The sequence below is a fragment of the Bacillus sp. REN10 genome (assembly GCF_016820555.1).
Lineage (GTDB): Bacteria > Bacillota > Bacilli > Bacillales > Domibacillaceae > Bacillus_CE.
The window spans coordinates 97,931-123,834 of sequence record NZ_JADHDW010000005.1 but is presented as its reverse complement, the minus strand read 5'-3'; the positions used below and the strand labels follow the sequence as shown (position 1 = coordinate 123,834).

The 25,904-nt window shown below is 42.4% G+C and carries 22 protein-coding genes; 18 read left to right on the top strand and 4 right to left on the bottom strand.

The genetic code is table 11. The features are described 5' to 3' along the window. Positions 1–6: 6 nt before the first annotated feature. From IRB43_RS09930 to IRB43_RS09910, 5 genes are all read left to right on the top strand, one after another. Positions 7–1,968, top strand: a complete 1,962-nt coding sequence (locus tag IRB43_RS09930; protein WP_203363312.1) for a hydantoinase B/oxoprolinase family protein — start codon at positions 7–9, stop codon at positions 1,966–1,968. 139 nt (positions 1,969–2,107) lie between these two features. Beyond that, a complete protein-coding gene (locus IRB43_RS09925; protein WP_203363311.1) occupies positions 2,108–3,064 on the top strand; it encodes a DMT family transporter in 957 nt (318 codons plus the stop codon). 67 nt (positions 3,065–3,131) lie between these two features. Next, a complete protein-coding gene (locus tag IRB43_RS09920) occupies positions 3,132–5,138 on the top strand; it encodes a penicillin-binding transpeptidase domain-containing protein (protein WP_203363310.1) in 2,007 nt (668 codons plus the stop codon). A 90-nt stretch (positions 5,139–5,228) separates the two neighbouring features. Continuing rightward, a complete protein-coding gene (locus IRB43_RS09915) occupies positions 5,229–6,536 on the top strand; it encodes a UDP-glucose dehydrogenase family protein (protein ID WP_238941935.1) in 1,308 nt (435 codons plus the stop codon). Positions 6,537–6,784: 248 nt separating this feature from the next. After that, positions 6,785–8,581, top strand: a complete 1,797-nt coding sequence (locus IRB43_RS09910) for a peptidoglycan endopeptidase (RefSeq protein ID WP_203363309.1) — start codon at positions 6,785–6,787, stop codon at positions 8,579–8,581. A 289-nt stretch (positions 8,582–8,870) separates the two neighbouring features. On the opposite strand, the gene IRB43_RS09905 is transcribed toward IRB43_RS09910, so the two are convergent. Both IRB43_RS09905 and secA2 read right to left on the bottom strand, forming a co-directional pair. Continuing rightward, entirely contained in the window at positions 8,871–9,770 is a 900-nt protein-coding gene (locus tag IRB43_RS09905) for an accessory Sec system S-layer assembly protein (RefSeq protein ID WP_203363308.1), read from the bottom strand. A gap of 7 nt (positions 9,771–9,777) precedes the next feature. Then, positions 9,778–12,129, bottom strand: coding sequence for an accessory Sec system translocase SecA2 (secA2, locus tag IRB43_RS09900; protein ID WP_203363307.1), 2,352 nt, complete (start codon positions 12,127–12,129; stop codon positions 9,778–9,780). Positions 12,130–12,491: 362 nt separating this feature from the next. Here secA2 and IRB43_RS09895 point away from each other — a divergent pair, with 362 nt between their 5' ends. Beyond that, positions 12,492–13,541 (top strand): glycosyltransferase family 4 protein, encoded by a 1,050-nt coding sequence (locus IRB43_RS09895; protein ID WP_203363306.1) that lies wholly within the window; start codon positions 12,492–12,494, stop codon positions 13,539–13,541. Positions 13,542–13,650: 109 nt separating this feature from the next. Here IRB43_RS09895 and IRB43_RS09890 read toward each other — a convergent pair whose 3' ends face one another. Both IRB43_RS09890 and IRB43_RS09885 read right to left on the bottom strand, forming a co-directional pair. Beyond that, positions 13,651–14,640, bottom strand: a complete 990-nt coding sequence (locus IRB43_RS09890; RefSeq protein WP_203363305.1) for an LCP family protein — start codon at positions 14,638–14,640, stop codon at positions 13,651–13,653. Between the two features lie 120 nt (positions 14,641–14,760). Further along, positions 14,761–15,402, bottom strand: coding sequence for a YigZ family protein (locus IRB43_RS09885; protein WP_203363304.1), 642 nt, complete (start codon positions 15,400–15,402; stop codon positions 14,761–14,763). Positions 15,403–15,810: 408 nt separating this feature from the next. Between IRB43_RS09885 and IRB43_RS09880 the strand changes: the two genes are divergently transcribed. From IRB43_RS09880 to flgK, 12 genes are all read left to right on the top strand, one after another. Further along, the gene (locus IRB43_RS09880; protein WP_203363303.1) at positions 15,811–16,965 is read left to right on the top strand and encodes a sensor histidine kinase; all 1,155 of its coding nucleotides are present in this window, start codon (positions 15,811–15,813) and stop codon (positions 16,963–16,965) included. Positions 16,966–16,988: 23 nt separating this feature from the next. Then, positions 16,989–17,669 carry a response regulator gene (locus IRB43_RS09875; protein ID WP_203363302.1) on the top strand — a complete coding sequence of 227 codons (681 nt, stop codon included), beginning with the start codon at positions 16,989–16,991 and terminating at the stop codon, positions 17,667–17,669. Between the two features lie 274 nt (positions 17,670–17,943). Continuing rightward, positions 17,944–18,471, top strand: coding sequence for a nuclear transport factor 2 family protein (locus IRB43_RS09870; RefSeq protein ID WP_203363301.1), 528 nt, complete (start codon positions 17,944–17,946; stop codon positions 18,469–18,471). A gap of 52 nt (positions 18,472–18,523) precedes the next feature. Then, positions 18,524–18,991: an S-ribosylhomocysteine lyase gene (locus IRB43_RS09865; RefSeq protein ID WP_203363300.1), complete on the top strand. Its 468-nt coding sequence runs from the start codon at positions 18,524–18,526 to the stop codon at positions 18,989–18,991. Positions 18,992–19,139: 148 nt separating this feature from the next. Then, complete coding sequence (locus IRB43_RS09860; RefSeq protein ID WP_203363299.1) at positions 19,140–19,649, top strand: hypothetical protein; 510 nt, start codon at positions 19,140–19,142, stop codon at positions 19,647–19,649. Positions 19,650–19,815: 166 nt separating this feature from the next. Next, complete coding sequence (locus IRB43_RS09855; protein ID WP_203363298.1) at positions 19,816–20,658, top strand: DegV family protein; 843 nt, start codon at positions 19,816–19,818, stop codon at positions 20,656–20,658. A 175-nt stretch (positions 20,659–20,833) separates the two neighbouring features. Beyond that, the gene (locus IRB43_RS09850; RefSeq protein WP_203363297.1) at positions 20,834–22,183 is read left to right on the top strand and encodes an ATP-dependent helicase ComFA; all 1,350 of its coding nucleotides are present in this window, start codon (positions 20,834–20,836) and stop codon (positions 22,181–22,183) included. Beyond that, on the top strand, positions 22,180–22,884 hold the full coding sequence (locus IRB43_RS09845) for a ComF family protein (protein WP_203363296.1): 705 nt from the start codon (positions 22,180–22,182) through the stop codon (positions 22,882–22,884). The genes IRB43_RS09850 and IRB43_RS09845 overlap by 4 nt, the downstream gene beginning before the upstream one ends. A 33-nt stretch (positions 22,885–22,917) precedes the next feature. Further along, positions 22,918–23,340 (top strand): TIGR03826 family flagellar region protein, encoded by a 423-nt coding sequence (locus IRB43_RS09840; RefSeq protein WP_203363295.1) that lies wholly within the window; start codon positions 22,918–22,920, stop codon positions 23,338–23,340. 112 nt (positions 23,341–23,452) lie between these two features. Next, positions 23,453–23,719, top strand: a complete 267-nt coding sequence (gene flgM, locus IRB43_RS09835) for a flagellar biosynthesis anti-sigma factor FlgM (protein WP_203363294.1) — start codon at positions 23,453–23,455, stop codon at positions 23,717–23,719. A gap of 41 nt (positions 23,720–23,760) precedes the next feature. Then, the gene (locus IRB43_RS09830) at positions 23,761–24,237 is read left to right on the top strand and encodes a flagellar protein FlgN (RefSeq protein ID WP_203363293.1); all 477 of its coding nucleotides are present in this window, start codon (positions 23,761–23,763) and stop codon (positions 24,235–24,237) included. 72 nt (positions 24,238–24,309) lie between these two features. Continuing rightward, a complete protein-coding gene (gene flgK / locus IRB43_RS09825; RefSeq protein ID WP_203363292.1) occupies positions 24,310–25,887 on the top strand; it encodes a flagellar hook-associated protein FlgK in 1,578 nt (525 codons plus the stop codon). Positions 25,888–25,904: the final 17 nt, after the last annotated feature.

The following is a 25,904-nucleotide window of genomic DNA, read 5'->3' as shown; positions in this document are numbered from 1 at the left end:
GGAATCATGAGTACAGTATTTGAAAGCAAACTAGATCCGGTAACGTTTGAAGTATTAAAAAATGGGTTTGTCAACTTAGTTGACCAAATGTCTGAGCAAGTATTGAGAACATGTTATTCATTTGTGATCTATAACCGTGACTTCAGCGCCGCATTATGCGACGCCGAAGGAAACACGGTGATGCAAGGAACACAAGATATTTCCGTACACGTTGGAACACTTCATTTAACGGCAAAAGCGGTCATCGAAGACTTCGGTGATGATATTCACCCTGGGGATGTGTTCATCGTCAATGATCCGTATCGCGGAGGAACTCACTTCAGTGACACACGTATTATTCGTCCGGTTTTCCACGAGGGTCAATTGATTGCTTTCATGCAATTAAACGGTCACTGGGCGGATATGGGCGGATCGGTTCCAGGTTCGTTTGATGTGAATTCGAAAGATCATTACGGTGAAGGAATGCGTATTCCGCCACTACGTATTTGGAGCAAAGGCGAATATCTTCATGACGTAGCCAATGTGCTTGTTTCTAACATGCGTGTACCAGAAGAACGTTTAGGAGATTTGCGTTCGCAATCAGAAGCAACGAAGACAGGTGAAAGACAGTTGCTTGCTCTTGTTGAAAAGTATGGTCTTGATACGATTTTAACCGCATTTAGAGAAGTGCAAGATTACGTTGAACGGCTAACTCGTGTGAAAGTCGCAGAACTTCCTGATGGGGAATGGGAAACAACAGATTATATCGATATGGACCCGGCTGTCGGTGAAGGTTTGATTCCGATTAAAGTGAAGATGACGATCAAAGGCGATGAAATTTTCTATGATTTAACGGGATCCCATAGCTATATCGGCTGTTTCTTGAACGCTGGATTCGGTGCTTCTTTATCGGCTGCTTATGCGGGAACGAAAACATTCTTCCCGGATGTGCCGCTAAACTCTGGTTTCTATCGTGCGGTGCACGTTCATTTGCCAGAAAATTCAGTCGTTAATGCTGGCTGGCCGGTAGCCGTGACAGGCTTCTGTTCGGGGGCATATGAGAAAATTATGAATGCTTGCTTTGAGCTTTGGTCGCATGTGATGCCAGAGCGAGCTCTTGCTTGTTCATTCAATCTGGAATATTTGCTCATTGGCGGTTGGGACAAACGGGAAGGCTATGATAACTACTTTATGTGGTACGACTGGATGGCTGGCGGACATGGGGGCCGCAGCTCAAAAGATGGAGCCAATGCGTTATCTCCAGTATTTGGTGTCGGATTAAGTATCCAGCCATGTGAAGGACAAGAGCGTTTATCTCCAGTTATTACAACGAAGCATGAAATTGTGACGGACTCGGCCGGACCAGGAAAATTCCGCGGTGGATGCGGGATTGAAAAAGGCGGTATTTTAACAGATGCGAACGAAACCGTGATGTCTTATTGCTGCGACCGCTCCCGTTCTGTTACTTGGGGGATCTTTGGTGGACTTCCTTCCACTCCGCACGGTGCATGGTTAAATAAAGATACGGAAGAGGAAAAATTTTTAGGAACGATCTTCTCTAACGTCAAATTGAAACAAGGTGATCAATTTACACGTCCATCCGCTGGCGGCGGTGGATTGGGTGATCCGCTAGAGCGTGATCCGAAAGCTGTGCTAGAAGATGTGATTGACGAGTACGTTTCTATAGAACGTGCAAGAAAAGATTATGGTGTGGTGATTCGTGAAATTGATCGTGACATCGATCTATTTGAAATTGACGAAGCAGCCACTGAAAAAGAGAGAGCGTTTATTCGTCATTCTCGTCTTGACTGGTTGAAAGAAGATGTAGATTCCGTTATGGAACAATACAATAACGGTGACATCGATCATCTTGATCTCATCCGTCGTTACGGAGTTATCATTGACCTTGAGACAAATGAAGTATTAAGAAAAACAACGGAACAAAACCGTGAAATGCTACAAAAGCGTTCAGTTGCTTACTGGGCATAAAACATGCTGCTGGTGAAAAGAATTCCTTTTCACCAGCAGTTTTTTATTTTCATGATATAGGACCTTTTGCTTTTTATCTTCAATAAGTTTCAAATATTCGGTATATTGTACTTAGCCTTTTTACGGATGGAGGGGTTCAATGCGACCGATTATATTAGGAGTGTTATCTGCTTTTTTCTTTGCTTTTACGTTTGTGTTAAACCGATTAATGGAAGTAGGTGGAGGCCATTGGATGTGGAGTGCCTCGTTGCGTTATATGTTTATGGTTCCACTGTTGATTGCGGTTGTTGCGATGAGAAAGGGGCTGCGTCCGTTATTTCAAGAAATGAAGAGGCATCCTTCTAGCTGGTTATTGTGGAGCATCGTCGGTTTTGGATTTTTCTATGCACCATTATGCTTTGCTGCGGCTTACGGTCCGGGCTGGTTGATTGCGGGAACGTGGCAAATGACTATTATTTCTGGTTCCTTGCTGGCACCGCTATTTTTCATCACTATTTCGACGCCAGCCGGCACGAAAAAACAGCGTGGAACGATTCCGGTGCGCGGGCTAGCGATGTCACTTATTATTCTATTAGGTGTTATTTTCATGCAAATGGAACATGCGCGCAATCTTTCATGGCAAGCGGTGATCTCATGTACATGGCCGATTGTGATCGCTTCCTTTGCGTATCCGCTTGGGAACCGAAAAATGATGGACATGTGTTCCAATCGGTTAGATGCCTATCAGCGCGTGCTTGGGATGACGTTGGCAAGCTTGCCTTTTTGGTTGCTTTTATCCGCCTATGCAGCCGTGACAGTGGGGTGGCCAAGCGAAAGTCAAGTGATGCAATCGGGGCTTGTTGCTCTTTTTTCTGGTGTGTTTGCAACAGTGCTATTTTTCGCCGCGACAGATCTTGTTCGAGATAATATGCAAAAATTAGGAGCGGTTGAAGCCACGCAATCGTTTGAAGTGCTATTTGCGGTGATTTTGGAAGTGCTGCTGTTATCAGCCCCGCTACCAACCGCGATTTCTTGGATGGGCATGCTATTGATTATTATTGGGATGATTTTGCATAGCTACGTATCCCATATGAAAAAGCCTGTCTCCATACAGTAAATGTTCCTTGTTTCTTGTTATAATAAGTAAGTCAGAAAGAGTCATAAAAAAACTCCGAGGTGAAATAATGAAGAAATACATATGGATGATTGGATTGCTATTGTTGACGTTCAGCTTAGCTGCCTGCAATCGCATGCCTTCACCAGAAGAACGTCTCAATGAATATGTGAAACTATGGAATCAGCAAAAATTCAGCACTATGTACAAAAGTTATGTTTCACAGCTTGTGAAGGAACAGGTGAAGGAAAAAGATTTTAGCGAGCGCTATCAAAACATTTATAAAGATTTAGAAGTAAAAAATTTAAAAGTAACCTCCCTTGCGAAAGAAGAGAAAGATTGGGGAGACAAAAAACGAGCAGAAATTCCAATCAAAGTGGAAATGGATACGCTCGCCGGACCAATTCGGTTTGAGAAGAAAGCCGTGTTAAAGTTGAAAGAAACAGAAGAAGGTGAAAATTGGTTCGTGGATTGGGACCCTTCTTATATTTTTCCTGAACTAGAAGCAGGGGATAAAATTCGCATCGACACATTAAAAGGAATGCGCGGGCAAATCTTTGACCGCAACGGCAATTCTTTAGCGATTAATGGCCGCGGATATATGGCCGGTGTCATCGCTGGGAAAATAGAGGAACAGGCGGGAGTAAAAGCAAAAGTGGCGGAGCTTCTGCAAATTAAGCCGGAATTTATTGATGAGCAGTTAAAGCAAAGTTGGGTACAGCCAGGTTACTTCGTTCCGTTAAAAAAACTAGCTTATAACGAGCAAGATAAAGTGGCGAAGCTTGGTGAACTGGCGGGAACGACGGTAGAGGAAATTGCTGTCCGAGAATATCCATATAAAGAAGCGACCGCTCATTTAACCGGATACATAGGCTCTATTAATGGAGAAGAGCTGAAAAAGTTGAAAGACAAAGGGTATTCAGAACATGATCAAATTGGAAAACGTGGGTTAGAGCAATTATTAGAAGATGAACTGAAAGAAAAGAGTGGCCATCGAATTTATATTGAAAAAGCCAAAGCAGAGCCGGTGACGTTAGCTGAAACACCTGCTCAAAATGGAAAAGATGTGAAAGTCGCGATTGATGCGGAACTGCAAAAAGAGGTGTATGAACAGCTGAAAGGGATGCCAGGTACCGCCGCAGCTGTTGATCCTCAAACGGGTGAAGTGTTGACACTCGCAAGTTCACCGGCGTTTGATCCAAATGAATTTGTGCTTGGTGTGACGAATGAACGCTATCAACAGTTGGAAAATGATCCGAAAAAACCGTTGCTCAATCGATTTGCCGCTACGTATTCCCCAGGCTCGACGATCAAACCATTAACAGCTGCGATCGGTTTGCAGGCGAAAACATTGGATCCGAAACAAGCACGCAACATTACAGGACTTCAATGGCAAAAGGATGCCTCGTGGGGGAACTATCGTGTGACGCGAGTGAAAGATACGGGACGACCAGTGAACTTGCAAGAGGCGCTGATCTACTCCGATAATATTTATTTCGCGCAAACAGCCCTTGAAATAGGTCCGGAGAACATGGTTAAAGGCATGAAAGCATTCGGCTTTGCTGAAAAGCTTCCGTTTGACTATCCGATTCGCACATCGCAAATTTCCAATAATGGCGATTTAAATAAAGAGCTACTGTTAAGCGATACAGGCTATGGACAAGGAGAAGTATTAACGAGTATGCTTCATCTTGCTTCCGCTTACGGGGCTATGGTGAATGATGGAACGATGATGAAACCGAAGCTGTTCGCGGGAGAGAAGCCGGAAGTGTGGAAGAAAACGCTGTTCACAGCAGAAGAAGCAGCTATGTTACAGAAGGATTTACGGCTTGTCGTTCAAAAAGGAACGGCGAAGGCAGCGGATGTGCCGAACTTAGCGTTAGCTGGAAAAACAGGTACAGCTGAATTGAAAACCGAACAGGGTACTCGCGGGAAAGAAAATGGCTTGTTTGTTGCTTATGATCAAAAGCACCCTGCGTTTATGTTAGCACTGATGGTGGAAGGGGCAGAAGGACAGGGAGGAAGTAAGTTAGCCATCGAAGCGAGCCGGAATGTCTTTTTACAAGCTACTCAATAAGAACTTACAGACGAGCATCAGCAAAGATTTGTTGATGCTCGTCTTTTTTTGTATAGTAAATGAAGCATCTAAAGAAGAGAAAGGTTGTCCATGATGAAAAAAGTAACAGTGGCTGGGATGGGGTATGTCGGCATCGTCACTTCTGTTGTCCTCGCACATTTAGGTTGTGAAGTGACATGCTTAGATACCGATTCCTGCAAAATTGATCAATTAAAAAAGAAACAATTACCGATTTTCGAGCCTGGCTTACAAACGGCTTTATATACATATGATCACCAGTTGACGTTTACGAATCAATCACAGGAGGCTATGGCGGATGCTGAATTGATTGTCATTGCGGTAGGAACGCCGGCTTTGCCGAATGGGGAAGCGGATTTGCGAGCGCTCCATACATTGGCTGATGACATTGGAAAATACGCGACACAGCCAGGTTTGATTGTGGCGGTGAAAAGTACTGTTCCGCCGGGAACCAGCCAACAATTGAAAGGGTGGATTGAGCAAGCGCAAGAGAAGGAGTTTTCTTTTTCTGTCGCATCGACTCCTGAGTTTTTGCGTGAAGGAACGGCGCTTGCCGATGCTTTTAAAGGAGATCGTCTCATTATTGGGGCGGAAAATAAAGAAGCAGCCCAAACGCTGGAATCGCTGTATCAGCCACTAGGTATTCCTATTTTTATGACCGACTTACATAGTGCCGAATTGATTAAATATGCTTCTAATGCCTTTTTAGCAGCGAAAATAAGTTTCATTAATGAGATGGCTCGTCTTGTAGAGAAAGTAGGAGGAAATATTGCCGACGTAGCGACAGGGATGGGAATGGATCAGCGTATCGGCAGCCAATTTTTGCAGGCGGGCGTTGGCTACGGAGGCTCCTGCTTTCCAAAAGATATTCAAGCTTTGTTGCATGTAGCGAATAAGCATGAGGTCCAGCTGCCGATGGTGGAAGCGGCGAAACGAGGGAATGAACGGCAGATTGATTACTTTATCAATAAAGTAAAAGCGGTCGCGTCCCCGTTAGCAGGCAAGCAAGTGGCGGTGCTCGGACTAGCGTTTAAACCGAATACAGATGATATGAGAAATGCGCCATCGATTTCAATCATTGAGGCGATGCTAAACGAAGGAGTAAAGGTGATAGGGTATGATCCTGCCGCTACAGTGAATGCGCGTTTGATTTTCACCGACCGTATTCATTACGCGACTTCTATTGAAGAAGCCCTTCAGAACAGTGACGCAGCGCTCATTTTAACAGAATGGCCTGAGATCAAAGACATGTCTCCTCGGTCATTTCAACAATTATTGAAAAGCCCTTTAGTCATTGATGGAAGAAATTGTTTGTCTGCTACTGACATGCGAGCAGCGGGAGTACAGTATTATTCCATCGGCCAAAACGAGCGCATGTAATAGAGAGAAGCGTACTTTCCTTTCCTCGATAGGAAGTACGCTCTTTTCTGTAGGATGAGGTGAATTGGGTTTTTATTCTTTTTGAATATATCTTTTTTCATATTAAAATGGTTAATTAAGTAAATTGAAGAAAAGATTAATAGGTAAAAAGATTCTTAAGGAAGTACGCTTATTAAGTCTATTAGAATAAAGTCGATATAAAGCAAAAGTACTTTGTTTAGAAAGCTTCGTGTGAGAGGAGAGTCGAAATGAAAAAAACTCTATTCACTTTATCAACAGCAGCGGTTCTTTCAACTGGTGTTGTGACAGTGGCAGAAGCAGCAGAGAATCATGTGGTCAAGGCCGGAGAAACGCTTGAGAGTATTGCAAACGCGTACAATGTGGATGTAGAAGTGTTAAAGAAAATGAACGGGCTGAACAATGATCAATTATATGCCGAACAAACAGTAAAAGTTAGTGAAGAGGAGATCGAGCAGGAAGGTGCGAATCATCCTGTTTACGTCGTCAAAGAAGGAGATACGCTTGCTTCTATTGCCAAGCTTTATCAAATGGATGTTGACCAGCTGAAGGAACTGAATCAATTAACGACAAATATTCTTCATCCGGGTCAGCCATTGAAGGTGATAGGTGAACCTGCGCCAATGGAACAACCAACAACTGAGGAAGTAGCTCCAAAATTAGTGACTGCTTCCAATGTCACGAAACCATCGTCTGGAACAAAAATGTACACGGTTCAAAGTGGTGATTCGCTATCAGCCATTGCGAAAATTTATCATATGAGCGTGGCTCAGTTGCAACAGTTGAACGGCTTACAGTCAACGAATATTTATGCCGGTCAACCGTTAATTGTTAGCGGCCAACCGTTATCTACGACGGTTCATCAAAAGAGTGAGCCGGAATTATCGATGAAAACGTCTGCGTCGACGTATACGGTTCAAAGCGGTGACTCCTTAAGTAAAATTGCCGCCCGCTACAAAATAAGCGTCACGCAGCTGATGCAATTAAACGGCTTGCAGTCACACAATATTTATGTCGGCCAAAAGTTGAAAGTGAGCGGAAAACCATCTTCATCGAAGCCGCCTGTTGCCAAGCCGCCTGCATCTTCTAGTACATATATTGTTCAAAGCGGTGATTCCTTGAGCAAGATTGCCGCTCGCTACAAAATGAGCGTCACGCAGTTAATGCAGTTAAACGGCTTGCAGTCATACAATATTTATGTCGGCCAAAAGTTGAAAGTGAGCGGAAAACCGTCTCCATCGAAACCGCCTAGTAAGCCGCCTGCTTCATCTAGTGTATACATCGTGCAAAGTGGCGATTCCTTAAGTAAAATTGCAGCGATGCACAAAATGAGTGTCGAGCAACTGATGCAACTAAACAGTTTGCAATCGCCTATGATTTATGTGGGGCAGAAATTGAAGGTGAGCGGGAAACCATCTTCATCGAAACCAAAGCCGCCAACATCCAAACCCAAACCGCCAGCATCTAACAATACATATGTGGTGAAAAATGGCGATTCTTTAAGTTTAATTGCTATTTTGCATGACATGAGTGTCGAGCAGTTGAAGCAGTTAAATGGTTTAACTTCAGATATGATTCATGCGGGCCAAACGTTAAAAGTAAGAAATGACGGAGGACAATCGCCTGTAGTAAATAAGCCGCAGGAACCGGCCAATGAGTCTTTTTCGGTTGCTCGTTTACTTGCTGAAGCGAAAAAGCACATGGGTGTTCCGTACGTGTGGGGAGGGGTACAGCCATCTGGTTTCGATTGCAGCGGGTACATTTATTATGTTTTTAATCAAGCGGGGAAGAAGATCCCAAGAACGAATACAGAAGGGTATTATAGCCGCTCTTATTTCGTATCTAATCCGCAGCCTGGAGACCTTGTGTTCTTTAATAACACATATAAACAAGGAATATCGCATATGGGGATTTACATTGGAGGCAATCAATTTATTCAAGCGAGCTCATCAAAAGGCATTACGATTACTAGTTTAGATAATTCCTATTTTAAGCCGCGATTTGATAGCTTTAAACGATTCTATTAATCCATGAAATAAACGGAGCTGTCCAGAAAACCAGTGAAAACGGACTTTCTGGACAGCTCTGTTTTATTTATTAGCATTAGGCACAATTGTTTGTAAATTCAAGCTTTTTTAGGCAGAAAAAAGCATCTGCTATAAGAGCAGATGCTTTCGGGCCACCACCAACCGTTGCCGCTATATTATCGATAACTTACAAAACGGAAAACTACACTTTTATTGTATCATATCTACCTATATTCACAAGAAAAATTTTCATATCTTGGATATAATATCATCAATTTATTTTTGGAAACTATCCTTTTACACGAACGCTCCAAGTTGTTAAATCCGGCTGTTCTTTTGTCACTAGTTCTTTATGGAAGATGACGGTCCATGGCTTCGTTGTATTGGCTTTCACTTCGAAGTCCTCAAAATGGAACTGCCCTTCAGCGATGACCTCTTTTTGCTGGTCTAACACTTGCAGTGGAAGCTGTTCGATTTTCAAGTTTTTCTCATAACCGTTACGGATCAATAACGTCACATGGAATTGTCCTTCTTCTGAAAAATGGGCTTGTAAGCCAGTGAAATTCAGTTCATCTTTATTTGGTGTACCCAGTTCAGCGACGATTTTTCGTAACTGTTCCTTCTGCTGTTCTGGTAATGCTTCTTCCCAAGCTGGTGCTAAATCTAATTCATGCTTCGTCGACGTTAAGTCAAAGGCAAGCGTCCAATTCTCCTTTTCTAAAGGAACCGATGGAATCACCGTTTCTTTCGGGAAGAGGAAGGTCCATGGACGGCTGCTTGTGGCTGGCAGACTGCCGAGCTCTTTCATATTAAACACATGCTTTGCTTTCACTTGTTCTTGTTCATTAATCAGCAATAGTCGGACTTCCCCTAATTGCAATTCCTTATCCACGGAGTTGCGAACGAAGGCCGAGACCGCTAGTCCTTCTGGTTGTTCTTCCCATTCAATGCCTGATAACGATAATTGGTTTGCCTTTAATAACGGCAGTTCATTGTTTAAAAAGCGCAGGACATACATTTGTTCTTGCGAAATGGTAGCTGCTGGATGAATGGAAAGAGGTGTTTCGACTTCTTCTGTTGATTCAGGCATCTCATTGTCTATTAATTTACTAGATGGAACCGTGCTTTCTAGTCCATCATTTTTTAATTTGTTCGTGTCATTACTTTTCTTTTTAAAAAAAGATAACATTAGATGATTACTCCTTTTTAGTTAGTTCATGAACAAATGAACCGAATTGAGTGGCGATATTCTTCTGTAATTGATGATGCATGATGGAGAAAATTTGCAAACCTTCACGCGCGTAAATTCGCATCGGATCTTCCTGTTGATAATAGCGAAGGCCAATTCCTTCTTTCAGCCTTGTCATATTTTCAAGGTGGCTGATCCATAGTCGGTCAATATTCGATAAGGTAATTTGTTTTATATAATCATCCCAAGATGGCTCAACTAATGCTTGGAGTTCTTCACAGTAGTGATCAGCCGCTTCCTTGACGATCTGTTGAATTTCTTCTTTGCTTGCTATATCTTCTGGTAAAGTGATGGAACGATCACCAAGGATGAGCTCAATGGCGGTTTGTAGCTGCTTTATATCCCATTCTTCCACTGGTTGGTCTTCCTGGCAAGTATGCTCTATTTCTTGTTGGCTAGCTTGCTTGACCACATGAAGGAAATGGTCAAATATTTCTTCTTCATTCACCATTTTGTTTCTGAGGCTGTAAATAATATTGCGCTGTTCATTGATCACATCATCGAGTTTTAAGTTGTATTCCCTCATCGAGAAATTGGCTCCTTCGACAATTCGCTGCGTTCGATCAACGAATTCATGAATTTTCTTGTTGAGCACAAGGCCATTTTCGTCGATGTCTAACTTTTTCTCCATTTTCTCCAGCTCTTCTTTCGCGAAACGTCTAAACATATCGTCTTCTAATGAAATGAAGAACTGGCTGGATCCCGGGTCCCCTTGACGTCCGGAGCGTCCTTTCAACTGGTTATCGACCCGGCGACTTTCATGACGCTCAGTCCCGATGACATGCAGTCCTCCTAGTTGATGGACACCTTCTCCTAAAAGGATGTCGGTTCCGCGGCCAGCCATGTTAGTAGCAATCGTAATCTGCCCTCTTTGCCCGGCTTTTGAGATTAATTCCACTTCTTGTTCTACGCTTTTGGCATTTAATAATTCAAACGAGAGTCCGGCTTTTGTAAAGTACTCTGCGACTTTTTCCGATTGCAAAATGGAGGTGGTTCCGACAAGCACGGGTTGTCCGGTTTGATGTCTTTTCTTGACTTCTTCTGTAACCGCCTGATACTTTTGATCAGTGGTTGAGAAGATGAAGTCTGGCATATCGACTCGTTGCTTCGGCCGATTTGTCGGAATTTGGATGACCATCATATTGTATACTTGTTCAAATTCTTTTTCTTCCGTTTTCGCTGTTCCCGTCATGCCGGACAGGTAAGGGTACATCCGGAAGTAATTTTGAATGGTAATGGATGCTTGTGTTTTATTTTCATCCGTGATTTCCAGTCCTTCTTTCGCCTCGATCGCTTGGTGAAGGCCATCACTTAATGAGCGGCCTTCCATCGTCCGGCCGGTAAACATATCGACAAGCAAAATCTTGCCGTCTTTGACGATATAATCCACATCCCGCTTAAACATCACATGAGCACGCACCGCTTGAATCATGTAGTGATACAATGTTTGATGTTCAAGATCGTATAGATTATCTACGCCAAAGGCTTTTTCCACTTTCTCGATGCCTTGATCGGTGAGACTGACTGCTTTCGTCTCATCGTCTAAGTGATAGTCTTCGTCTCGTTTAAATCTTTTGGCTACCCGCGCACCGATATAATGGAGTTCTGAGCTGCCTGGCATCTTTCCGGCAATAATTAATGGTGTTTTCGCTTCATCGATTAACACGCTGTCCACTTCGTCAATAATGGCAAAATGATAGGGGCGCTGAACGCGTTGAGTCGGGTGCCACACCATATTATCCCTTAAATAATCAAAACCAAATTCCGTTCCTACGCCGTATGTAATATCTGCTCGATAGGCCGCTTGTTTTTGATCAGGTTCCATCATTGGGAGATTTAATCCCACTGTTAAGCCGAGAAACTCATGAACGGGCCCAATCGTTTCGCAGTCCCGCTGTGCTAAATACTCATTGACTGTAATGACATGAACACCTTTTCCTTCAAGGGCACGCAAATAGCTTGGAAGCGAAGCGACAAGCGTTTTCCCTTCCCCTGTTGGCATCTCCGCAATGTTGGCGTCGGTGAGCACGAGACCGCCGATGAGCTGCACATCATAATGCCTCATGCCGAGCACTCGTTTAGCAGCTTCACGGACGACGGCAAATGCTTCAACTTTCATGTCGTCAATCGTTTCCCCGTTAGCTAATCTTTCTTTAAATTGGACTGTTTTTTGGGCTAATTCCTCATCGGTTAATTGCTCAAAAGCAGTTTCTAATGCATTGATTTGTTCGACAAGTTTATAATATTTTTTTAAGCGCTGATCATTTGAATCGCTTAGTTTTTTTAAAAACGAAATCATGTAGTTATACGCTCCCTTAGAGTAATTCCTCAAAAATCACTTTAAATCATTATTTAATCTTACCAAAATACACAACAGTTGACCATCATAACAGACTTCGTTCGACAATTTTGAAAATGTTTTTTTGGTTTGTAAATGCAGTGAAATTAGCGGTTGAGGATATATTTCGAACATGTATGGAATTTGTAAAAGATTTGAAACAGAAAAATTTACAATTAAATTGTTGAAAAAAAAACAGTTTATGAGAAAATGTAAGATGAGTTGCTGTAAAATTATTTTATGTTGTAAAAAATAATGATGTTGACTTCAATGATTTAAGATGAACATATATCCATTTGCTCATTATTTTAAGGAGGTACTACATGGTTGCCCTTGCCTTTGTGATTTGTTTAATCGCATCGCTAGCGATTACGCCGCTTGTGAAGAAATTGGCGATTGCTGTTGGTGCAGTGGACAAACCGAATTATCGTAAAGTACACCAGAGGATTATGCCCCGTATGGGAGGATTGGCGATTTTCATCAGCTTTATGATTGGAATGTTTGTGTTGCAGCCTCAAGCTGATTTTAATTTAGCGATTATTTTGGGCGGCATCATCATTATCATTACGGGCGTGCTGGATGATCGCTTTGAATTATCAGCTAAAGTCAAACTTGCTGGGCAATTGCTCGCTGCGCTCGTGGTCGTTGTTTATGGTGGTGTACAAATGGAAGATATTAACCTTCCGTTCGGCGGTCAAATGGAATTTGGCTATTTAAGTATTCCGCTGACGATTCTTTGGATTGTAGGCATTACGAATGCGATTAATTTAATTGATGGACTCGATGGACTAGCCGCAGGTGTGTCGTCAATTGCCTTGTTTACCATTAGCTTAATGGCTTATATGAAAGGCGATTTGTATGTAATGAGTGTCGCTTTGCTAGTATTAGGAAGCACGCTTGGATTTTTACATTACAATTTTCATCCAGCTAAGATCTTTATGGGAGATACGGGGGCGCTGTTTTTAGGGTATATCATTTCCGTGCTCGCTTTGCTGGGATTCAAAAATGTCACCGTTGTCTCGTTAATTATTCCGATTATTATTCTCGGTGTGCCGATTACGGACACATTCTTTGCGATTATTAGACGAAAAGTGAATAAGCAGCCGCTATCTGCTCCAGATAAATCTCATCTTCATCATTGCTTGTTGCGCATGGGGTATACGCATAAGCAGACGGTTGTGATTATTTATGCGATTGCTTCCATGTTTGGATTAGCCGCGGTTATTTTTACGATGGCGACCATTTGGGGCGCGCTAATTCTGATCACGGTGTTAGTGGTAGCGATTGAATTATTTGTGGAAAGTGTGGGGCTTGTTGGCTCCGACTATAAACCGTTAATGAACTTGATGCGCGTTCGAGTGAAAAAGAACTGATCATCAATTAAACAGCTGTCGATGAGTGTCGATAGCTGTTTTTTTTACATGCTAGATTAATAGAGACGAGGAAAGCCAAAAACAGTACCCGTTTCCAGGTACTGTTTTTTTATTCTTCTAATCCAAGATGTCTAGCTAGTTTCTTTTTAACAATTTCAAATTCCGTTTCATCTAACTGGTAAATATAAGCACCTTCGTCTGTTTTTCCATCTTCTCCTTTTAGAGTGATGGTGTCAAATTTCAGGCTACCGGATTTTCCGTATTCGATCAGGGCCTTCATTTCTCCAAATGTCATATTTGTTCGCATATTCGCACCGACAGCATCTAAAATTTCGTCATATTTTGTGATGGAGTTGACAGAGATCGCCTTTTTGACAACCGCTTTAAGCAATTGCTGCTGACGTTCACCGCGTTCGATATCACTATCGTATTTGCGGGTGCGGGCAAGTGCCAATGCTTCTTCACCGTTCAGCTTTTGTTTTCCTGCTTTTAAATGGATGGCATTGTGTGAGTCTCTAGAGTCTTTTTCTTCTAATTCATATGGCACATCAACGGTAATTCCGCCGAGTGCATCGACTACATCCATAAAGGCATAGAAGTTCATGCGGACATAATAGTCCACAGGCAAGTCGAATAGCTCTTCTACTGTTTCAATTGTCGCTTTTGGGCCACCATAAGCATGGGCGTGGTTGATTTTCGTATTGTATCCGACTTCAGGAACATACACATAGGAATCACGAGGGATGCTGACTAATTTGATCGATTTATCTTCGATGTTTAATGTCGCGAGCATTAAAGCGTCTGAACGTGTTTTTTCTCCAAATTCTTTCTTGCGTGATTCACTTTCATCTACTCCGATAAATAGGATGGAAATATTATCTTTCAATGGATGAACTTTAGCATCGCGAAGCTTCGATTTTTGACGTCCGTCATCAAGGTAAGAGTCTGTGAAAACGGATTCTGCCTTTTTGTATAAAAAGGCACCATAACCAGCGGCAGTAAATATGAGAAACAATAATGGGAGTAACACAAGAAACACAATGCGGCGTTGTCTTCTTCGCCTCTTGCGCATTTGCATACGTTGTCTTTCTGTTGACATGAATTCCTTAACTCCTTCAATAATTAATCTTTCAATACAGCTATTCATACCTTGATCACTTGATCAAATGACCCACACTTCATTTTACTATGATTACATTTAACAGTAAATTTTATTTTTTTAATTCGGGTCAATCCGTTGTTCTTGGTAAAGCACTTCGCCTTCATGTATAGTGGCTTGTCCATTCGTTAGTTCGGTCATCCATGCAGTGAATGCATCTTTTTCGTTTTCTTTAACGAATGTTTCAATTTCGACCGTATCCAAATAATGAATATCTTTAATCGCATAAACAGAGGAGCGTAATTCGTTTTCAATTTTGCCGAGCCAAGTATAGTCAATCTTTGTTTTCATAATTTGCATGAGACGGCGCTCAACGACACCCGTTGCGGTAATTCCGTCTGAAGCAGCTTTGCCGTAAGCGCGAATCAATCCACCTGTCCCTAATTTAATGCCCCCGAAGTAACGGGTAACGACAACCACCGTATCTTTTAAATTTCGCTTTTTCAACACTTCAAGCATTGGCACTCCTGCTGTTCCGCTCGGCTCGCCGTCGTCATTGGCCTTTTGAATGGAGTTTGTTTCTCCGATCATATAAGCAGAGCAGTTATGTGTCGCATTCCAATGCTGTTTTTTTATATCAGCGATAAATTGCTGGGCTTCTTCTTCTGTTTCCGCCCGGTTGACGTAGGCGATAAACCGCGATTTTTGTATAACGATTTCATGTTCTCCATAGCCTTTGACCGTATAATATTGAGATAACAATAGACCTGCCTCCAATTCATTATGAAAAAAGTATTGCTAGTAAGTTCATGGATCATAGAGAATGAATCCTACTTAATCATATATAAAAATAGGAAAAGAACAAAGCGATATCGCTTCTTACATCAAATTTTAATCAAACCGTTATGTGACCTTAACATAAGTTAAAAATTCACATGTTATAATACCATCGTCCCCATAGGGAAAAAGTATGTTTTATCGTAGGCTATAACGGTTACATAGTGAGTAAGGAGTTTGTAAATAATGAATAGAAAGACTTAAGGCCTAGTGGTATATTACATAAATGACAAATATGTGCCTTTTTAATTAAATTTCCATGAAACTGTTTGTTCTTTCTAGTGAAAAATCAAATATACAGGTAAAATGGTATTGTCGGAGGAAGGACATTTTATGTTGAATATGAACAATAATATAGCTGTTTTAGATACGATATTAAAAAAAATCATTGAAACCGTGGACAATAGCAAAGGAGAAATCTTTACTATTGCCGAACAAAGTAGGAAGGACCACCAATTATTACTCAAAGAGCTCAATACTGTTCGTGATCAAGTACATATGTTGATTCAAGAGCAAGATCAGCTGGAACTGAAAGTCAATATGGCGCGAAAGAGGTTAGCGGAAGTCAGTAAGAATTTTCATGCTTATTCGGAAGAATTTGTCCGCGAGACATATGAAAGAGCTCATGATTTGCAAATGAAGCTGCTTATTTCAAGGCAAAGTGAGAAGCAATTAATTGAAAGGCGAAACGATTTAGAAAGGCGGCTATTGTCGGTTGAATCTACGATTGAGCGAGCGGAACATCTTGTCGCCCAAGTATCTGTTGTTTTAAACTATTTAAACCAAGACATGAAGAGAATTGGAGAAGTGTTAGAGGATGCTCGCTTAAAGCAAGAATTCGGTTTTCAAATCATGGAGGCACAAGAAGAGGAGAGGAAGCGACTGTCAAGGGAAATTCATGACGGTCCTGCTCAGATGATGGCCAACGTTCTATTGAGATCTGACTTAATCGAGAAATTATATAAAGAACGGGATGTAGAAGAAGCCTTTCAAGAGTTGCGCGATTTAAAGAAGATGGTTCGTTCCGCTTTGTATGAAGTAAGAAGAATCATTTATGATTTGCGTCCAATGGCGTTAGATGATTTAGGTTTAATTCCAACTATAAAGAAATATTTGGCAACAACTGAAGAATACACACAATCATTAAATAAGGCGACACAAATTGATTTTATAAATATGGGGGTTGAAAAGCGTCTTCCATCCAAATTAGAGGTAGCCTTGTTCCGACTCATACAGGAATCTGTGCAAAATGCTCTTAAACATTCTGAAGCAAGCAAGATCACCGTCAAACTAGAAATCAGTAAACAGAATGTACTAGTCGTTGTGAAAGACAATGGCAAAGGATTTGATGTCAATGAGAAAAAGAAAGGATCATTTGGCATCATGGGAATGAAAGAACGGCTAGAGCTTTTAGAGGGGGAACTGTCGATTCAATCTAAACCAAATCAAGGAACTGTCGTTATGATTAGCATTCCTATTTTAGAATAGTATTGTATAGAGGGGGAAGTAGAATGAAAACAAAAATCGTTATTATCGATGATCATCAATTGTTTCGTGAGGGAGTTAAGCGGATTTTAGAATTTGAAGATTCGTTTGAGGTGGTAGCTGAAGGAGATGATGGAGCGGAAGCTATGAAGCTTGTCATCGAGCACAGCCCAGATGTTGTGTTAATGGATATTAATATGCCGGAAGTCAACGGTGTAGAAGCGACACGTGCGCTTGTGGACAAGTTTCCAAATACAAAAGTCATCATTTTGAGCATTCATGACGACGAGAATTATGTGACACATGCTTTGAAATCCGGAGCGATGGGTTACTTATTGAAAGAAATGGATGCAGATGCCTTAATTGAAGCAGTCAAAGTTGTTTCTGACGGAGGATCTTACTTGCATCCGCGCGTGACCCACAATCTCATTAAAGATTATCGCCGGTTGGCAAATGATGAAGGAAAAGGTAAGGGTTTCCAACAAGTAGAAGTGCGCCGTCCGCTTCATTTATTGACGCGTCGCGAATGTGAAGTGCTGCAGCTTCTAGCGGATGGAAAAAGCAACCGCGGCATTGGTGATGCTTTGTACATTAGTGAAAAAACTGTTAAAAACCACGTCAGCAATATTTTGCAAAAAATGAACGTCAATGACCGTACCCAAGCAGTTGTGACTGCGATTAAAAAAGGCTGGGTCGAAGTCCGATAATGAAAGATCGTCCGCTACGGCGGGCGTTTTTTTTGTGTGATGTGTCTGGTTGTGAACAATTATGTACGAAAAGTAGTCGATTATTGGTCGAAAGCGAATGATTCAGTGAGAACACGGTTCGAAAAGGATCATTTTTCATTTGAAGGCATGGTGTTCATCTATAGTATGACCTGTTCATGAAGTATCTACTCACTTTATCATTCGTTCTTGTCTCTTTCAGTTGAGGAATGACTCCATTTTAACATACAATAGTACGGAAAGGACGGGGATGAATGTGCTAAGGTTGAAATGGGGCGGATTGGCTTTGTTCATTAGTGCTCTACTGGTTGGATGTGGAGCGGAAGAAGCGAAGCAAGAGAAGAAGGAAGAGCCAAAACAAGCGGAAGAAACGAATGAAACGCCAAGTCAAACGGTGAAGCAACCGATTGAGGAAGCAAAAAATTTACCACCTGAAGTAAAAGAAGAAATTATGGCTGTGTTTGAGCAGCATATTTCGACCTTTAACGCTAAAGATTTAGATGGTTACATTGATACGCTTTCTGAAACTTCTCGTGATTTAGAGGAAGAGCGTCAATATGTCAAAAAATATTTCGACGCTTTTGATATACATATGGAGCCGCAACATACGAAAATTATTCAATATGATGAAAAAAAGCAAGAAGCTCATATGTTTATTGTGATGAAGTCGGTGACTAAGGATTTAGAGACGGGGAAAGAAGTAGAAGATGAAATACGCCAAGTGATGACGTTTAAAAAAGAAAAAGAAGGATGGAAACAAGCCGCTTTGTCTGCGATGCAATAATGGTTAAAAATTGTTATAATAAAGACAATTTTCAGTCAAAGGGGTGTAGGACATGACAAATCAACAACGCATGAACGTGGAAAGCTTTAATCTCGACCATACGAAGGTAAAGGCGCCATATATTCGCTTAGCCGGCATGAAAGAAGGAGTCAATGGAGACAAAATTCATAAATATGATCTTCGTTTTTGTCAGCCGAATCAAGAACATATGGACATGCCAGCTCTTCACTCATTAGAGCATATGATGGCCGAGTTCAGCCGGAATCACTCCGACCAGATTGTTGATATTAGTCCTATGGGTTGCCAAACGGGTTATTATTTATCGGTCATTAATCATGATGACTATGAAGATATTTTGCAGATTGTCGAACAGACGCTGCAGGATGTACTCGCCGCTACCGAGGTACCTGCGTGCAATGAAGTGCAATGCGGCTGGGCGGCAAGCCATAGTTTAGAAGGCGCGAAAGAGATTGCCCGAAATATGCTAGAAAAACGCAGCGAGTGGCCGAACATTTTTTAATGGAGGCAGGTTGTTCTGTACAAAGAGCAGCCTGCTTTTTCTATGGACAACATGTGAAATAACCATTTTTTAGCCTATTAAACTTTTAACCCATTCAAACTCTTCCTTTCTTGCATTTACTAGAAGTATAAGAAAGGAGGTGATGAGAATGGGTAGACATTGTGGTGGACACCATGAAGAGGCAGGGAACAATCATCATTCTCACAAACATTCTCACAAACAGCCGAAAGCAAGTTTTGTTGATTTCGAGTTTTATACACTAGAGCCGAATATCTCTATTTCCAACCGTTTTGAATTGCCAGCTAACGTTCAAACTCCTGTCGCTTCCGTTACTTTGGATGAAGTGAAGAAAGGCAATCTTGTTTGGTTAAATGGGGTTTTTGGATTAGACAACGATAGTAATAATGTTCGTACAGTGCTAATGAGAATCTATAAGGGAAGCCCAGCGGTATTCATTCCAGGTCAAGAGATTTATTTAGCTGTCATTGAAATTGATGACGAAGGTGACGATGATCAAGTAGTGGAACCGTTAGCTCACGTAGATGAAATTGACTCTAATGAGGACAACTTAACTTACACAGTAACATTACAACCAAGCGGAGACGACGTTTTTCTAAACGGTCCAGTGACTTTCACAGCGGTATTAATTAAGAAGTAAGAAAAGATAAGGCTTCTTCCTAAAGGCTTTGCTTTTTGGGAGAGGCCTTTTCGTTATGACGGATAATAAAATTGTACGAAAATGGTGCAAAAGCTACTCTTTTCTTATAAAATAAAAAGAATATGGCATTTCTAACGTCAAATTTAAAAACAAGGTAGGTATAAATATGAAAACGGCAATTGTAACGGATAGTACAGCCTATCTTTCGAAAGAATTGCGCGATCAATTGAACATACATATGATCCCGTTAAGTGTAATTATCGGACAGGACACGTATCGGGAAGAAATGGATATTACAGCGGAACAATTTTATGAGAAAGTTCGCGGTGAAGAAAAGTTTCCAACCACTTCTCAGCCGCCGATCGGTCAGTTTGTGCAATTGTATGAAGATCTATCTAAAGACTATGATGCGGTCGTCGGGGTGTATTTATCGAGCGGCATTAGCGGCACGTTCCAAACATCGATCGCTGCCCGAGACATGGTAGAAGGCCTCGATGTCTACTCCTTCGATTCCGAAATTAGTTGCGCTCCGCAAGCTTTTTATGTGCTGAAAGCGGCGGAATTAGCCAATCAAGGCAAGAGGCCGGAAGAAATTATGGCGGCGCTGCAAGAGATGAGATCATCCGTCCGGGCGTATTTCATGGTCGATGACTTAAATCATTTAAAGCGCGGAGGCCGTCTCAACGGAGCTCAAGCTTTCATTGGCGGATTGCTGCAAGTGAAACCGATCCTTCACTTTGTCGATAAAATCATCATTCCATTCGAAAAGATTCGTACAAGCAAAAAAGCATTAAAACGCGTCGCTGACTTATTCGAAGAGGATTACAAAAAAGGCGAGCCGCTTAAAGCGGTCATTATTCATGCCAATCGTGAACAAGAGGCTCATGAGTGGCGTGAAAGCCTACAACAGCGCTTTCCGGAAGCTGAATTCGGTATCAGCTACTTCGGACCCGTCATCGGCACACATCTAGGCGAAGGCTCACTCGGTATGGGATGGGTGAAGAAATAATAAAGGCAGCGAGCCATCTCTCTAGAGGGATGGCTCATTTTGTATTTTGAGGGATTGTCGATCATTCAACTGGCACTCCCTCTCTTCCCTCACCTAAAATTAACATACTCTCCCGCTTATTTCCTTTATAATAGAGTGGTAAGTCCAATCCCCATTCACTAAGGAGCTGAATGACATGAATCAAGAACTAGCCTTCTTCCTCTCCGGTCGATTATTGCTCGAAGAAGAAATCCCCTTTTCCCTTCATGATCAACCGGTTCGATTTCTCCAAGGTGTATCCAAAGAAAAAAATCACTATCATTGCGCGAGATGTGGCAATCATAGTGAGGAGCTTTTTGCCCAATTCCCATGTGCTCGCTGTGGTCAAATATGCACGTACTGCCGAAACTGCTTGATGATGGGGCGCGTGTCGGAGTGTTCCCGGCTCGTGTGTTGGATAGGCCCGACGCCAACCAAGCATGAAGATGGCCGGTTGAATTGGAAGGGGCAGTTGTCAAAAGGACAGCGCACCGCCTCTGATGCCATTGTCGAGGCGGTGCAGGAACATAGCGAGTGGCTTATTTGGGCCGTATGCGGTGCGGGAAAAACAGAAGTATTATTTCACGGCATTGAAACTGCTCTGCAAGCGCAAAAGCGAGTGTGCATCGCCACCCCAAGAACCGATGTCGTTCTGGAATTGGCTCCGCGACTACAAAGAGTGTTCCCGGGTGTGGATGTCGCGGCTCTTTATGGCGGCAGTCCCGATCGTCATAAATACAGCTCTCTCGTTGTTACGACCACTCACCAACTATTCCGCTTTCAAGAAGCATTTGATGTCATGATTGTCGATGAGGTCGATGCTTTTCCTTACTCTTATGATCCTGCCCTGCAATTTGCTGTGCAAAAATCTCGTAAACGAAATTCGTCCCTTATTTATTCAACAGCAACACCAAATGAACAATGGCAAACAGACTGTCAATTAGGGAAAAGAAACTTTATCAAGATCCCCGCTCGCTTTCATCGCCATCCGCTCCCTGTTCCCTACATGCGTTGGTGCGGTCGTTGGCAAAAAGCATTTACGAAAGGGAAAATTCCACCGAACGTCGAAGAATGGCTAAAAACACGCCTCGCATCAGGCAAACAAGCGCTCCTCTTTTTCCCGCATATTGACATCATGGAACAAGCTCTTCCCTTATTTCAGAAACTAGACCCGCGTGTGCAAGCCGTGCATGCGGAAGATCCTGATAGAAAAACAAAAGTGACGCTCATGCGTGAAAAAAAGCTTCCCTTTCTATTAACGACAACGATTTTAGAGCGAGGGGTCACGTTTCCGAATATTGATGTGGCGGTGATCGGAGCGGAGGACGACATTTTCACCGAAAGTGCGCTCGTGCAAATTGCTGGCCGGGTGGGGCGAAGTGCGGATTTTCCAGATGGAGCGGTTACCTTTTTTCACTTCGGTCGTACGAAAGCGATGCTTCGGGCAATTAGTCATGTTGAAGCGATGAACAGAGAAGGGCGGGAAAGGGGGCTGATTGATGAATGAGTCGCTGTCTATTATGCCACGAAGAGACGATGTTGCACTTGAATTGGCGCCAGTTTTTATTGATCGAGCAAGCAGCGGAGCTATGTGATACATGCCGATCTGCTTTTGTGCGAATTGAAGGAGAACGCTGTCAAATGTGCTCGCGACCACTGAATGAATTGGAAGATGCCTACAAAAAGAATGGCTGGTGTCAAGACTGCTTGCGCTGGGAAGAAGATCCGCACTTTCAAGGCGTGTTAGAAAAAAATATCTCCTTGTTTATGTACAATGAGGCGATGAAGGAATGGGTCGCCCGCTTTAAATATCGCGGCGATTATGTGCTTGCTCGCAGTTTTGCGGCGGACATTCGCCGCGTAGTAGAAAAGCTCGATTATGATCAAGCGACCGTTATTCCATTAAGTGATGAGCGGCTTCATGAGCGAGGGTTTAATCAGGCTAAGGCATTGGCCACCGAAGCAGGCGTTGACGTAACGGAAATGCTTAGGCGTGTGCATACGGAAAAGCAGTCCAAGAAATCGCGCTCACAACGTATGAACAGCAAGCAAGTGTTTCACCTTCATGAAAAAAATGATTGTCAAAATAAAAAAATATTGATTTTTGACGATATATATACTACAGGATCTACGTTGAGACAAGCAGCCAAATTACTGAAAGAAGCAGGAGCTAAAGAAGTTTGCTCCTTTACACTCGTTCGAGGATAATAGTTATAGAAGACAGCAATTGGAGGAATAAGCATGAGTGAAATCATTAATTGTCCCCGTTGTGGCGACTTATATATGAGCAATGCCTTTCGTGATGTATGTTCGAAATGCGCCAGGGAAGAAGAAGAAATGTATGAAAAAGTGTATAAATTTTTGCGTCAGCGGGAAAATCGCGCCGCCACTATTGAGCGGGTAGTAGAGGCAACGGGAGTGGAAGAAGAACTCATTCATAAATGGATGAAGAAAGGCCGCCTCCACGCTGCTCATTTTCCGAATATGGGCTATCCGTGTGATCGTTGCGGGGCCATCATTAGCAAAGGAAAGCTTTGTCTAAAATGCACGGAGCAAATTGAAGAGGATATTAAGAGATTACAGAAGGAAGAAAAGTTTCAACACCAGAAAGAGCAGAGCGAGCGACAAGCGACTTATTATGCCGTCAATAAGAAAAAGCTTTAAAATGAAAAAATAGGAAAGTCGACTTAGTCATTGTCACTAAACTTTCCTTTTATTTTGCCGATATAAAGGCAAAATAGTAGCAAAAGGGAAATTAGAAAGCGAGGGATATGCATTGAAAATTCAACGAACAGGCGTATCCGGAATCAATCCATACCAAAAGCAGTTGAACAAACAAGAGGAAAATAAGAAACTTTTCGGAATGCCAGCGGATAAGGTCGAAATTTCGTCAACGGCTAAAGAAATGCAAGAAGCCTCTAAGCTCTTAGAAGCACGTAAAGAGAAGATAGCGAGCTTGAAACAACAAGTGGCGAATGGCGAGTATCAGCCGAATCCGGAACAGATCGCCAATGGACTGATCCATTTCTTTAGAAAACCATAAATAACTAGCGGCCCACCGCCGAGAAAGCAAGGGGAGACATCATGTCCGCACAGAAATTAATCGATGTACTGGATAAAATGAACCGTCTGCATGATATGCTCTACACGCTAGCGGAAAAGAAAACAGACATTATGAAACAAAACGATATGAACGGACTCGATCAATTGCTCAAGGACGAGCAGAAATATGTCGCTGCCATCAATACAATGGAAAAAGAGCGGCAAACACTAGCGGCTGCTCTGACAGGAAAGATAGACGCCACGCTCACTGACTGTCAAGAAGTGGTCACCGAACAAGAGAAGCGTACACTTCAAACGCTGAAAGAGGGGCTCACCGAAAAAGTGACGAAACTGAAAGAACAAAACGAGCTGAATCAGCAATTGATCTATCAATCGCTACAATTTGTCAACATGAGTATGAGCCTCATGCGGCCGCAGCCCGAACAGCCAACATACAGCCATCCGGCCCAAAGAAAAACGGGACAGTCAAAGCGTTCCATGTTTGATTCGCAAGCCTAAACAGATAGAAGCGGTGAAGCAACACACCGCTTCTTCTAATGAAAATGAACTAAAAGAACGGAGAGGACCAATATGAGATCCACTTTTCATGGACTAGAAACCGCCAAACGCGGCATGTTCACACAACAAAGTGCTTTATACACAACCGGTCATAACATTTCCAATGCCAACACACCAGGCTATACGCGCCAACGAATTAACTTTCAAACGACAGAACCTTATCCAGGTATAGGTATGAACCGCCCGAACATTCCTGGACAAATGGGAACGGGAGTCGAAGCGGGGTCTGTACAGCGGGTGCGGGATAGCTTCCTAGATACGCAATTCCGCGGGGAAAACAACAAACTTGGCTACTGGCAAGCTCGCGCGGATTCCTTAAGCAAGATGGAAGACATTATGAATGAGCCGAGTAAAAATGGATTGTCGGCGGTTATGGGTGAATTTTGGGGATCGCTACAAGATTTGAGCGTTCATCCAGAAAACGAAGGCGCACGTGTCGTCGTGCTAGAGCGCGGACAAGCAGTAGTTGATACGTTTCATTACTTGCATAGCTCTCTTTCATCTGTCCAAAAAGATCTTGGCAATCAAATTAGTGTCAACATTAAAGAAATCAATTCTTTGCTTGATCAAATCAGTGATATAAATAGACAAATTGGAGAAATTGAGCCGCATGGGTATTTGCCAAATGACTTGTATGATCAGCGGGATGTATTAGTCGATCAATTGTCTCAGCATATGAATATCAAAGTGGAACCAGTAGAAACAGGTGGACATGCACTCAAGATTGCCGAGGGTGTTTATAATATTTCCATGATTAAGGCTGATGGCACCCCAGTGGAATTAGTTAAAGGGACAACAGTCAATAAAATCAACGTTGAATCAGAAAATGCTGCGATCGATAGTGACGGTGATGGAATCGCTGATTTACCAGATGGAGCAGTGACAGGTTTTAAAGTAAATACTGGTACAACGATACAGATCACAGATTTCACTCAAGGAAAATTAAAGGCATTAGCGGAAGCATACGGGTATAAAGACGGAGCGGATGTGAAAGGTATTTATCCGAATATGCTAGATGATTTAGATAAGCTTGCCTATACGTTTGCAATGGTGTTTAATGACGTTCATGATGACGGTTATGGACTAAACCAAGAGACAAAAGGAAAAGACTTTTTTACTGGACTGGCAACTGAAAAAGATGCTGCTAAAAATATCACAATGAACAATTTATTACCAAAAGACATTGCGGCTTCAACAGAAAAAGCTGATCTAACAACGGATCCCTCTAAGCCTGTATCTAATGGCGGGAACGGAAACAATGCAATCGCATTAGGGAAAATTTCCGATAAATTATTAACAGCAGCGGATGGTTTACCTATTGAATCAGGTTCCATTAAGACCTTTTTCGAAGGAGTCATTGGTCGGCTTGGCGTCGATGGCTTGGAGGCTAATCGGCTAACGAAGAATAGCGGAGTGTTAGCGAAGACCGTAGAAAAGAACCGTCAATCCGTCAGCTCTGTTTCACTAGATGAAGAAATGACGAATTTAATTAAATATCAACACGCTTACAACGCAGCGGCACGAAATATTACAGTCGTCGATGAAATGCTAGATAAAATTATTAATGGCATGGGCGTCGTCGGCAGATAATCAATCAGGCAGGTGAA